Source organism: Cellvibrio sp. PSBB023 (assembly GCF_002007605.1).
Classification (GTDB): Bacteria; Pseudomonadota; Gammaproteobacteria; order Pseudomonadales; family Cellvibrionaceae; genus Cellvibrio.
The window spans coordinates 1,361,261-1,373,191 of sequence record NZ_CP019799.1 but is presented as its reverse complement, the minus strand read 5'-3'; the positions used below and the strand labels follow the sequence as shown (position 1 = coordinate 1,373,191).

Sequence of the window (11,931 nt, the reverse complement as noted above, 5' to 3'; positions counted from 1 at the left end):
GCGATATGGACTTTTTAGTTTTTCGCCTCTATGGGCCAATGGCCAGTTGGGGGGAAATTGCAGTAGGGGAGGCGCGCCACAGTGCAGTCTACCCAAGCAAGTCTGCCATTACTGGTTTATTGGCAGCGGCGCTGGGCATTCGGCGTGAGCAAGAGGAGTTGCATAACCAATTAACCGAAGGTTATTGGCAAGCAGTTAAGTTACTAAAAGCCGGGCAGGTGCTCAAGGATTACCACACTGCCCAAGCGCCGGATTCTGTAGGCAAGTTTCGCTACCGTACGCGGCGCGATGAAATTGTGCAGGGTAAAGATCGTTTGGGAACTGTGTTATCAACTCGTGAATATCGCACCGATGCGCAAGCAATTATTGCCATCAAAGCGTTGGATGGAGCGCCTTATGATTTGCAATCGTTACAAGACGCGTTGCAGTCACCCAAGTTTCATTTGTATTTAGGGCGCAAGTCTTGTCCCTTGTCTGCACCTCTGGCTGCGCAAATTATTACTGCCGATAATTTTCGTCAAGCACTGGATGACTATTCAGTAAAAACCTTATTGAGCGGTAAATACGAATGGGAGAGTGATGCTCGTTGGTTGCCTCACGATGATCTGACGCATTATTACTGGGAGGGCGACTTACACAGTTTTTCTGCACAGGATCAGATTTTTAATCCGCAGCATGTACAAAAACTTTCGCGTCATGACAAACCAACATCGCGCCGTCGCTGGCAGTTTGCACCACGCACGGAATACCTGTGGTTGCATAACAGCAAGTTAGACACAAGTAAGGAGGCTAGCTGATGTATTTATCACGCATTGAATTAACCGCTGCCATAGCCAATTACTCGCAATTGGGTTTATTACTCAAAGAGCGTAGCTACGGTATGCACAGGCTTTTGTGGGACTTGTTCGAGTCTAAAGAGCGGTTTTTATTCCGTGAAGAAAACACTCAAGACCAGTTGGGGATGGAGAGGCATTTACCGCTTTACTATGTTCTCTCGGTAGAGAAGCCGGTGTTGGAATCACCCATTTTTAAGATTGATACAAAACCATTTTCGCCCAGTTTAAGTAGAGGTGATCAGCTAGCCTTTAAGTTGCGAGCAAATCCTATAGTTGCGCGCAAAGTGGAGGGTAAGAAAAACTCCAGCAAGCACGATGTGGTGATGGATGCTCAGCGCCAATTTTTGATTGCTGCATGCAAAGCACGAGGATTGTCATGCTTGGAGAAGAAAAGCGATTTGCGAGCACTCTTATTTGGTCATGCTGACTTTCAAAATTATGAGCAACGCAAAGAGTTTTCTGATGCTTTGGATGTGGCAACTGAAACTGCGGCAGTAGATTGGATCAAAAAACGTGGCGTTACTCATGGCTATGAGTTGAACAGCGTTGAGGCGACTGGCTATCGGTGGAATGCTTTACCTGAAAAGGATCGCAACGCGGGTTTTAGCTCGATGGACTACGAGGGGGTTGTGACGGTTGAAGATCCTGAGTTGTTCATGCAGATGCTGGTATCAGGTTTGGGGCCATCTAAAGCCTTCGGCTGTGGTTTGATGCTTGTACGCCGCATTTGATGGCTACGCCTAAACCCCTCGAATTCGATGTGTTTAGACATGTTTGCTTGAAAAACAACCATCCGGCGCGCAAAATGTGCCAACACTTGTTGGCACAATTGAGGTTTTTATGGAGATGTTTACGGTTCGTGACCTGCGCAATCGCACAGGGGAGCTTATCCGCGAGGCGGAGTTGGGGCATTTGTCGCTTATCACCAAACATGGGCAGCCAGTATTTGTGGCAGTGCCGTTTGATGACGCTTTGTTGGAATCTGGTGTTGGGATGTCTCTGGCGATACGGTTGTTTGCAAGTCATCAGGCAACCTTGGTGCAAGCTGCGCGTGTGGCTGGTGTATCTGCCTCTGAAATGATGGATATATTGGCAAAGAAAAAGATCCCTGTTGTTGATTACTCAAAGGAAGAGTTGGCGGATGAGCTTGAGCAATTCAAGGACTAATCAATTATTGGTAGCTGATACCAGCCCATTATTGGCGTTGGCGCGCGTTGATTTTTTACAAGCCTTGTGCGGGCTTTTTGATCAGGTCTGCGTTACGCAAAGCGTAGCGGCTGAGTGCTTGGTTAAGTTGGAGCGCCTTGACGCGCAGCGAGTCCAAGCTGCAATCCATGCTGGTTTTTTACTTGTTGTACCTGACCCGCAAGTGCGCGTGTCGTTATCGCATTTGGATCGCGGTGAACAAACCGCCTTGGAATACGCACTGGTCGAACAGGCAACTGTCTTGATTGATGAGCGTTTGGGGCGTTTAGCGGCCAAAGCTCATCACCTCAAAATAATTGGCGCTCCCGGTGTGTTATTGCTGGCTAAACGCAAAGGTTTATTGCCTGCTGTTAAGCTAAAATTGCAAGAACTAATTGCCTCAGGTTATTTTTTAAGTGATGCGCTGGTTGCACAGATTTTGGAGTTAGCCAATGAGTGACGCTCCACCCCCTCCGTTAAAACCCCTGCCGATGAAAGATCGCATTTCTATGATGTTTATCCAGTACGGCCAAATTGATGTGGTCGATGGTGCATTTGTGGTGATCGACCAAACTGGTATCCGTACCCATATTCCCGTTGGTTCTGTTGCTTGTTTAATGTTGGAACCAGGCACTCGCGTTTCTCATGCTGCCGTTAAATTGGCGAGCACGGTGGGAACATTATTGGTATGGGTGGGTGAGGCGGGAGTGCGTTTATATGCATCTGGCCAACCGGGCGGGGCGCGTGCAGATCGATTGTTGTATCAAGCCAAACTCGCATTAGATGATGATTTGCGTTTGAAAGTGGTGCGCAAAATGTATGAACTGCGTTTTGGTGAGGCACCACCGCAACGACGTAGCGTAGAGCAGTTGCGCGGTATTGAAGGTGCACGCGTACGCGAAACTTATAAGCTGCTGGCAAAGCAATATGGTGTGCAGTGGAATGGCCGCAATTACGATGTAAAAGATTGGGAGAAGGGCGATGTTGCCAACCAATGTTTGTCGGCGGCCACTTCCTGTTTATACGGCATCACTGAGGCGGCGGTACTAGCGGCGGGTTATGCGCCTGCAGTGGGATTTATCCATACTGGAAAGCCACTGTCGTTTGTGTATGACATTGCCGATATTTTTAAATTTGATTCAGTAGTGCCTATTGCATTTCGCATCGCTGGTAAAAGACCGCACAATCCGGATCGTGAAGTGCGCTTGGCGTGCCGCGATATTTTTCGTAGTAGCCATATTCTTGAAAAAATAATTCCTACCATTGAAGAGGTGCTTGCGGCGGGTGAAATAAAACCGCCTGAAATGCCGCCAGAATCTGTCGCGTCAGCCATCCCTAACCCCGATAGTTTGGGTGATGAAGGGCATCGCACCAAATGAGTATGCTGGTAGTAGTCACTGAAAATGTGCCGCCCCGTTTACGCGGTCGCCTTGCGGTGTGGTTGTTGGAGGTTAGGGCAGGCGTGTATGTGGGGGATGCCACTCGCCGTGTGCGTGAAATGATTTGGCAGCAATGCGAAAAAATGATCGAAGATGGCAACATCGTCATGGCATGGGCGACCAATACAGAGTCCGGTTTTGACTTTCAAACTCTTGGCAGCAATCGCCGAATCCCTGTTGAGTTTGACGGTTTGCGTTTGGTGTCTTTCCTACCTCCGGATAAAAAAACTGATCTCATTTGACACATGATCATCATTTGTGATCGGTGTGTTTTTGCTCTTTAAAAATCGGTAGAATTCCGCAACCCATTTTTCTTTCGGTAGATCAATGGGTTGCATTAAGTGCGTTCCCCACGCCCGTGGGGATGAACCGCCAGCCATGGCGAGTTGAACTTGCGCTTCAGACGCGTTCCCCACGCCCGTGGGGATGAACCGGACGGTTTTGCAAAAATAATAGAACAAAATCGGCGTTCCCCACGCCCGTGGGGATGAACCGGCGCGTGATATATTGGCAATGCGCAGAGGCGAGCGTTCCCCACGCCCGTGGGGATGAACCGTTCTTGGCAAAACCCATGCAATACGGTGGTAAGCGTTCCCCACGCCCGTGGGGATGAACCGAGCGCTTGTTTAATCTGCTGTTGGCAGAGGAAGCGTTCCCCACGCCCGTGGGGATGAACCGCGCCCAAAGACTTCATGCTTTGGTCAGAACAAGCGTTCCCCACGCCCGTGGGGATGAACCGCAGCTCGGGCAAATCATTTTGGTCAATGATTTGCGTTCCCCACGCCCGTGGGGATGAACCGGCGCAGCGCGCGATTTTAGTGATGAAAAATTAGCGTTCCCCACGCCCGTGGGGATGAACCGCGTTGAGTATGACCTAGAGTCTCACACGTTAAGCGTTCCCCACGCCCGTGGGGATGAACCGACTGCACATATGCCTGCTTTGAATCTGAAATCGCGTTCCCCACGCCCGTGGGGATGAACCGTCGCAGAAACGTAACAGGGGTGACAGCGCGATGCGTTCCCCACGCCCGTGGGGATGAACCGCAATTGCTGGGTAGCTGCGGCAAGCTCTTCGGGCGTTCCCCACGCCCGTGGGGATGAACCGCAATTGCTGGGTAGCTGCGGCAAGCTCTTCGGGCGTTCCCCACGCCCGTGGGGATGAACCGATAAATCTTGGATATTATGAACTAATAGATGAGCGTTCCCCACGCCCGTGGGGATGAACCGTTTGTTTAGTGGGTGACTCTATAAGTACATGGGCGTTCCCCACGCCCGTGGGGATGAACCGCATTTTCGCCGGTTGCAGGTCGATCAAGGGCAGCGTTCCCCACGCCCGTGGGGATGAACCGCAGGGGCACACTACCGTACCTATTCCCGGTGAGCGTTCCCCACGCCCGTGGGGATGAACCGCAGGGGCACACTACCGTACCTATTCCCGGTGAGCGTTCCCCACGCCCGTGGGGATGAACCGTAGACCGCTTAACAATAACCGCGAGGGATGCAGCGTTCCCCACGCCCGTGGGGATGAACCGGAATGGAGGTAAAATTGCAGGTCAGCTTTCAAGCGTTCCCCACGCCCGTGGGGATGAACCGTTTCTGAGCCGGATGCCGTCAGCTACAACATTGCGTTCCCCACGCCCGTGGGGATGAACCGTTTCCTGTTTTCATTTTGCTATCCCCATTTCAGCGTTCCCCACGCCCGTGGGGATGAACCGCGCGGCGAGATTGTTAAATGTGAAATTATCGAGCGTTCCCCACGCCCGTGGGGATGAACCGCTGTCGTTTTTTTATAGTTGGCTATACAAACCGCGTTCCCCACGCCCGTGGGGATGAACCGTAATAGCCACGCTAGCGGGGCCGGAGGCTGAAGCGTTCCCCACGCCCGTGGGGATGAACCGCATAGATACAAGTGGTAGTCCAACTCCATCCGGCGTTCCCCACGCCCGTGGGGATGAACCGCATATGAACCTCCTTTCTCTTGTCGCAATATGGCGTTCCCCACGCCCGTGGGGATGAACCGGCGGTGCGTGGTAACTGGTTCAAACTTTGGTGGCGTTCCCCACGCCCGTGGGGATGAACCGGTACTCAACGCGGCGAGCCTCATCGCCATAGTGCGTTCCCCACGCCCGTGGGGATGAACCGCGACCATAACGCCCTTGCCAGCATCGATTCGAGCGTTCCCCACGCCCGTGGGGATGAACCGCTCTCGCTCTGTTTTGATTGGGCGGAAAAACCGCGTTCCCCACGCCCGTGGGGATGAACCGATCTGGCACATAGCCGTGCTCGTTTTTAGGTGGCGTTCCCCACGCCCGTGGGGATGAACCGTGCTTTGCCCACTGCGTGTGATACATGCCAGCGCGTTCCCCACGCCCGTGGGGATGAACCGAGCAAATAACACTGCGGTGCAAATTCACCACTGCGTTCCCCACGCCCGTGGGGATGAACCGCTTAACGTTGTCGCCCTTCACGTCATCGGAGTGCGTTCCCCACGCCCGTGGGGATGAACCGTGTTTACACCGTGCCAATTGGGACGCAGGTAAGCGTTCCCCACGCCCGTGGGGATGAACCGGGTAGAAGGCGTGGCATCAGTATTGAATCTAAGCGTTCCCCACGCCCGTGGGGATGAACCGCGAATAGAATTGACACGACTTCTGCCAGTTTTGCGTTCCCCACGCCCGTGGGGATGAACCGTTGCGCAGCAAAATCAGGACATTAACACTTGGGCGTTCCCCACGCCCGTGGGGATGAACCGATGGTTCACGCTGCTCGCAACAATCGCATTGAGCGTTCCCCACGCCCGTGGGGATGAACCGCTGCAGGTATTACTGCACGTGTTGGTGTAGCTGCGTTCCCCACGCCCGTGGGGATGAACCGTATGATACGCTTCCACTTTTGTTCTTTCTCATGCGTTCCCCACGCCCGTGGGGATGAACCGCATTTAATCTGCCCTTGGTAGCTTTCTGATAGGCGTTCCCCACGCCCGTGGGGATGAACCGGCAATGAGGTGATTTTGCGCACCTCTTCGCTTGCGTTCCCCACGCCCGTGGGGATGAACCGTTACAGCATTAGGAAAACCCGGTGCGCCACCAGCGTTCCCCACGCCCGTGGGGATGAACCGCATTTGCCGGGTTGCATGCAGCTAACTCCACAGCGTTCCCCACGCCCGTGGGGATGAACCGAGTCTGCATTCTCGGTTAATGCGGGCGATTTCGCGTTCCCCACGCCCGTGGGGATGAACCGTTAGTTCGGTGAGAGAAGACCCAAAGCTGCCCGCGTTCCCCACGCCCGTGGGGATGAACCGCGCGTTTGCGTACTCGCACAGGCGCTGGGTTAGCGTTCCCCACGCCCGTGGGGATGAACCGGAGCTGGGAATGTTCATGGCGGCCTGTAATCGGCGTTCCCCACACCCGTGGGGATGAACCGCAGAAATGAGCGAAAGCGCAGGCGAAATCACAGCGTTCCCCACACCCGTGGGGATGAACCTGCGTTTGGGGTATTCCCGGCGGAGGCCTGAGATGCGTTCCCCACGCCCGTGGGGATGAACCGGTCCGACTCCAGGGTCGCAACATTCGCGGCCAGCGTTCCCCATGCCTGTGGGGATGAACCGGCCGCGCCCTAGTCGCTACGCTCCCCGAACCCGCGTTCCCCACGTCCGTGGGGATGAATCTTTCTGATTCCTCTGGTTGTGAATTGAAACTTTCGAGTGAGTGTAATCACGATAAGTTGTCCGGTTGTTTTACCCTATCCGCTCAGTATTTTCTGCATCGCGGTTGTTGTTGCCGCGACTCACATTATCCCCATCATTCTTACGCAGTGACCAAAAAGACAGTGATGAAATAATGGTAAGGCCACCGAGGGTGAGGAAGGCGTTATGTAGTGCGTTGGTAAGGGCGATGCGGTCTGATTGTGGTGAGTCGCCGAGGTATAGGCCTGCAATAATGGAGGCGAATGCTAGGCCGAAGCTGATGGATAATTGTTGCAGTGAGCTGGCGATGGTGCTGGCCATGCTGGCTTGTTCGGAGGATACGTCGGCGTAGGCCATGGAATTCATACTGGAATATTGCAAAGAGTTAAACAGGCCTTGCGCGAGACTGAGTGCAATTATCCAGCCGATGGCGGTTGAGCTGCTTACCGTGGAAAACAACATGATGGTGGTGCCGATCAATAATGTATTGACGATCAGCACCGAGCGATAGCCAAATTGTTTTAGCAAACGAATTGAAATGACTTTCATAAACATAGCGGCCGCGGCGGCGGGCATGAGTAATAAGCCGGATTGCCATGCGGGCAGCCCGAGGCCGACTTGATACAGCAGTGGTAATAAAAAGGGCATGCCGCCCAGCCCGAGGCGGGTAATGAATCCACCGGCGACCGCGACGCGGAATGTACGGGTTTTAAAGAGCGCTAGTTGTAGCAAAGGGTAAATATGTTGGCGGGCATGCAGGCCATAGGCGGCAAGCAGTGTTAACGAAAGGCCGATCAAAATACCGATTAATGTTGCATCCAGATAATGCTCGCCAAAAATTTCCAGCACCCAGGAGAGCAGGGCAATACCGCAGCCAAAAAGTACCAGGCCGATAATATCCAGCGGCGGCGGATCATCGGATCGGTAATCTGGCATGTGTCGATGAATCAGCCATAACGCAATCACTCCGACTGGAACATTCACGAAAAAAATGGCTTGCCAGGGTAGCCAATACACAATTAAACCGCCGATGGTTGGCCCGAGCAGCGGGCCGATTAATGCGGGAATAATCACGAAATTCATTGCAGCCAATAATTCGGATTTGGGAAAAGTGCGCACTATGGCGAGCCGCCCAACGGGCAGCATCATGGCTGCGCCAATTCCTTGTAATATTCGCGCAGCCACCAGCATGGGTACATTTTGCGCCAGCCCGCAGAGGATGGAGGCAAAAGTGAATATTCCTACAGCGGCTGCAAATATGCGCCGGGTGCCGAAACGGTCTGCCATCCAGCCGCTGACGGGAATACCCACGGCGAGGCTCAATACGTAACAGCTCACAACGGCTTTCAAACTCAGGGGCGTTACTTCCAGACTGGCGGCAATCGCAGGCACCGCAGTGTTGAGTATGGTTGCATTCAAATGCTCCATGAACAGTGCGATTGCCACTAACCACGGTAAGTAACGTTTTACTGTCGCGATGTCTACCGCATTCTTGACTGGCTTTTCCACTGGGCTTCCAATATATCGATCATCGAATGTGGAGTTTACATGGCTTATTTTATTCATGCTGCCTGAATGGGCTTGAATAGATTTTTTTAGACTCCTTACCTATTAGCACACTCGTTTTAATTCTCTTAGAGTTGATCCATATCAGAGTCCTTGCTTGTATTTTTCCCTTATAAGACGACACTTAGGCTAATGTCTTTTTATCTTAAAAGGGATGGCAAATTGGCATGAGTGATCAATCGGCGATGGTGGCGTTGGAGCAGGTTTCTTTTGGTTATGGCTCGCGCAAAATTTTACACAACATCAGTTTGCGTATTCCCCGTGGCAAGGTGGTTGCCATTATGGGCGGTAGTGGTTGTGGCAAAACGACAATCCTGCGTTTGATTGGCGGGCAGGTGCGGCCAACTTCCGGGCGCGTGTTGGTGGATAACCAGTCGGTGGCGGAATTAAATGCACAAAAGTTATTTTTGTTGCGACGCAAAATGGGAATGCTGTTTCAAATGGGCGCGCTGTTTACCGACCAGACGGTGTTTGAAAATGTAGCGTTTCAAATGCGTGAACACACGGATCTCCCGGAGGATTTAATTCGCAACCTGGTGCTTATGAAATTGCATGCCGTGGGCTTGCACGGTGCACACCATTTAATGCCGTCGGAACTGTCGGGCGGTATGGCGCGGCGGGTGGCGCTGGCGCGATCCATTGCGCTGGACCCGGAGTTAATTCTTTACGATGAACCCTTTGCCGGGCTTGATCCTATTTCATTGGGCGTAATCGGACAGTTGGTGCGCCGTTTTAATGATGCACTGGGCGCAACTTCGATTCTGGTAACGCACGATATTAAAGAATCCCTCAAGATTGTGGACTATGTGTACATGATTGCCGATGGTGCGGTGATTGCCGAGGGGACTCCTGCCGATATCCAACAGTCCGATCATCCTTTCCTTGCGCAATTCGTGAATGGCAAAGCCGATGGGCCTGTGCCGTTTCATTATCCCGCGCCGGATTACGCCAGCCAGTTGTGGGGGAGTGTGCGATGAAATCCATTCTGCAAGGTGTTGAGTTGATCGGACGGCAAGTAACCAGCCGTTTGATTGTGTTGGGCGAAGTTTGCCATTTTCTGATTTCCATCGTTTTTATGTCTGCCATGTGCTTGCGTCGCCCCTGGTTGGTGGTGCGTGAGGTGTATTTTATTGGTGTGCTCTCGCTGTTAATTATTGTGGTGTCCGGTTTATTTGTGGGCTTGGTGTTGGGCTTGCAAATGTATGACACGCTGGAGCGTTTTGGTTCGGGCGATGGTGTGGGCATGGTGGTCGCTCTGGCGTTGGTGCGCGAGCTGGGGCCGGTGTTATCTGCGTTGTTATTTTCCAGTCGCGCCGGTTCGGCGGTGACCGCTGAAATCGGCTTGATGAAAGCCACTGAACAATTAAATGCATTGGAAATGATGGCAATTCAACCACTCGCGCGCGTGATTGCACCGCGTTTTTGGGCGGGGGTAATTTCGTTACCACTGCTGAATGTGATTTTTTGCGCACTGGGTATTTTTGGTGGTTATTTGGTTGCTGTGCAATTGCTGGGTGTGGATGCCGGTACTTTTTGGTCGCAAATGCAAAACGCGGTGGATTTTCGTCAGGATGTGGTAAACGGCATTATCAAAAGCCTGATTTTTGGTGTTGCGGTGAGTTTAATCGCGGTATTTGAAGGCTATTCGGCTGTGCCTACCGCCGAAGGTGTTTCCCGTGCGACAACACGCACGGTGGTTGTATCGGCCCTGGTGGTATTAGCACTGGATTTTGTTTTGACTGCATTTATGTTCAGAGGGTTTTGATAATGAATCGCACATTGGTGGATTTGTGGGTCGGTTTTTTTGTGGCATTGGGTATGGCTGCTGTGGTGTTTTTGGCATTAAAGGTGGCGAACCAATCCAGCTTTCGCGCAGCGCCCAGTTATGAAGTGAATGCTTATTTCACCAACATCGGTGGTTTAAAAATGCGCTCGCCGGTAAAAAGTGCTGGCGTGGTAGTGGGGCGTGTAACCCATATCCAATTGGACACAACCAATTACAAAGCCAAGGTCAGTATGGCGATTGATAAACGCTATGAATTCAGCGTGGATTCGTCGGCCAGTATTATTACCTCCGGTTTATTGGGCGAGCAGTATGTCGGCCTGGATGTGGGCGCAGAAGAGGACATGTTAAAAGACGGTGACACGATTGAATTCACATCGTCAGCGCTGTTGTTGGAAAAGCTGATTGGTGAGTTTGGTTTAAATAAAGCAACCAGTACATCTACGGAGGCGAGTAGCCATGAGTAGCATTTCAGTGTATTCCTTGTTGCGACGCATTGTTGTTGTCAGTACGAGTCTGTGTTGTTTGTTGTCTTTCTCACTGTGGGTGCAAGCGCAGGATAAAGCCGCCGACCCTGTGGCCGTCATGAAAGTGGCGATTGAAGACGTGCTCGCGAAACTCAAAAAACACGAGGCGCTCTATCAAACAGATCAGGAACAATTGCGCACTATAGTAGCGGAATCCGCATTGCCTAACCTGGCCATCAAACGCATGGCTCAATTGGCATTAGCAAAACACTGGCGCGGTGCCAGTGCGGAGCAGCGCGCAACCTATGTGCGGGAATTCCAGCGCTATTTGATTCGCAGCTATACCAAAACCCTGTATTTGTATCGCAATACCAAACCGGAAATGTTGGGGCAAGACAGCAAGGGCAGCGATGCCAATAAAACCACATTGAAAGTGCGCGTTAATAATGAACGCGGTGAAGCGGTGATTTTATTTTTGCGTTTAGAACTGCAGGATGCTGTGTGGAAAATTGTGGATATTAATGTAGAGGGCATCAGCTTGGTGGTCACCGCGCGCGGTGTATTTGATGAAGAAATTAATCGCACCAGTCTGGATGCATTTTTGAAAAACCTAACCGAGCAAAACAACAAGGCGGCTGTGAATCAATGAGTGAATTGTCGCTAAGTCAGGATATTATTTCCCTGCGCGGTGAAGTAAGTTTTAAAACCGTGACCGGCTTGAGCCAGCAATTGCAAGGGGTAGTCCAGCCCCAGGTGCGCACACTGGATTGCAGTGGTGTAACCAAGGCAGATTCTTCCATTGTGGCGCTGTTGTTGGTAGCCATGAAGCTCGCCAGAAGTGCCGGTGCGAGTGTGACGATTACCGGAGCACCGCAGGCGGTAAGCCGCTTGGTGCACTTGTATGATGTGGACGGGATTATTCCCGGCCTTGTTAATACCGGGCATGATTGATTTCATTTTTTGGAAAATG

General features: G+C 52.1%; 12 protein-coding genes and 1 CRISPR repeat array. Of the genes, 11 read left to right on the top strand and 1 reads right to left on the bottom strand.

Annotation, left to right across the window (positions count from 1 at the left end):
- Positions 1–5 precede the first annotated feature (5 nt).
- The 6 genes from cas5e to cas2e all read left to right on the top strand — a co-directional run bounded on the left by cas5e (position 6) and on the right by cas2e (position 3,702).
- Positions 6–797: a type I-E CRISPR-associated protein Cas5/CasD gene (gene cas5e / locus B0D95_RS06110; protein WP_078043067.1), complete on the top strand. Its 792-nt coding sequence runs from the start codon at positions 6–8 to the stop codon at positions 795–797.
- A complete protein-coding gene (cas6e, locus tag B0D95_RS06105) occupies positions 797–1,567 on the top strand; it encodes a type I-E CRISPR-associated protein Cas6/Cse3/CasE (RefSeq protein ID WP_078043066.1) in 771 nt (256 codons plus the stop codon). The genes cas5e and cas6e overlap by 1 nt, the downstream gene beginning before the upstream one ends.
- 115 nt (positions 1,568–1,682) lie before the next feature.
- Positions 1,683–2,003 carry a type II toxin-antitoxin system prevent-host-death family antitoxin gene (locus B0D95_RS06100; RefSeq protein ID WP_210403685.1) on the top strand — a complete coding sequence of 107 codons (321 nt, stop codon included), beginning with the start codon at positions 1,683–1,685 and terminating at the stop codon, positions 2,001–2,003.
- Positions 1,978–2,481 (top strand): DUF3368 domain-containing protein, encoded by a 504-nt coding sequence (locus B0D95_RS06095; RefSeq protein WP_078043065.1) that lies wholly within the window; start codon positions 1,978–1,980, stop codon positions 2,479–2,481. The genes B0D95_RS06100 and B0D95_RS06095 overlap by 26 nt, the downstream gene beginning before the upstream one ends.
- Positions 2,474–3,400: a type I-E CRISPR-associated endonuclease Cas1e gene (cas1e, locus tag B0D95_RS06090; RefSeq protein WP_078043064.1), complete on the top strand. Its 927-nt coding sequence runs from the start codon at positions 2,474–2,476 to the stop codon at positions 3,398–3,400. The genes B0D95_RS06095 and cas1e overlap by 8 nt, the downstream gene beginning before the upstream one ends.
- The gene (gene cas2e, locus B0D95_RS06085; protein ID WP_078043063.1) at positions 3,397–3,702 is read left to right on the top strand and encodes a type I-E CRISPR-associated endoribonuclease Cas2e; all 306 of its coding nucleotides are present in this window, start codon (positions 3,397–3,399) and stop codon (positions 3,700–3,702) included. The genes cas1e and cas2e overlap by 4 nt, the downstream gene beginning before the upstream one ends.
- Positions 3,703–3,803: 101 nt before the next feature.
- Positions 3,804–7,128: a CRISPR direct-repeat array (repeat unit 29 nt; unit sequence GCGTTCCCCACGCCCGTGGGGATGAACCG).
- Positions 7,129–7,196: 68 nt separating this feature from the next.
- Here the strand turns inward: cas2e and B0D95_RS06080 are convergent.
- On the bottom strand, positions 7,197–8,654 hold the full coding sequence (locus B0D95_RS06080) for an MFS transporter (protein WP_210403684.1): 1,458 nt from the start codon (positions 8,652–8,654) through the stop codon (positions 7,197–7,199).
- Between the two features lie 224 nt (positions 8,655–8,878).
- Between B0D95_RS06080 and B0D95_RS06075 the strand changes: the two genes are divergently transcribed.
- Genes B0D95_RS06075 through B0D95_RS06055 form a run of 5 tightly spaced genes read left to right on the top strand, consistent with a single transcriptional unit; the run spans position 8,879 to position 11,912 of the window.
- A complete protein-coding gene (locus B0D95_RS06075; protein ID WP_078043061.1) occupies positions 8,879–9,688 on the top strand; it encodes an ABC transporter ATP-binding protein in 810 nt (269 codons plus the stop codon).
- The gene (gene mlaE, locus B0D95_RS06070; RefSeq protein WP_078043060.1) at positions 9,685–10,476 is read left to right on the top strand and encodes a lipid asymmetry maintenance ABC transporter permease subunit MlaE; all 792 of its coding nucleotides are present in this window, start codon (positions 9,685–9,687) and stop codon (positions 10,474–10,476) included. The genes B0D95_RS06075 and mlaE overlap by 4 nt, the downstream gene beginning before the upstream one ends.
- A 2-nt stretch (positions 10,477–10,478) precedes the next feature.
- The gene (gene mlaD, locus B0D95_RS06065) at positions 10,479–10,961 is read left to right on the top strand and encodes an outer membrane lipid asymmetry maintenance protein MlaD (protein ID WP_078043059.1); all 483 of its coding nucleotides are present in this window, start codon (positions 10,479–10,481) and stop codon (positions 10,959–10,961) included.
- Positions 10,954–11,610: a phospholipid-binding protein MlaC gene (locus tag B0D95_RS06060; protein WP_078043058.1), complete on the top strand. Its 657-nt coding sequence runs from the start codon at positions 10,954–10,956 to the stop codon at positions 11,608–11,610. The genes mlaD and B0D95_RS06060 overlap by 8 nt, the downstream gene beginning before the upstream one ends.
- Positions 11,607–11,912, top strand: a complete 306-nt coding sequence (locus tag B0D95_RS06055; protein ID WP_078043057.1) for a lipid asymmetry maintenance protein MlaB — start codon at positions 11,607–11,609, stop codon at positions 11,910–11,912. Before B0D95_RS06060 ends, B0D95_RS06055 begins: the two co-directional genes overlap by 4 nt.
- Positions 11,913–11,931 lie beyond the last annotated feature (19 nt).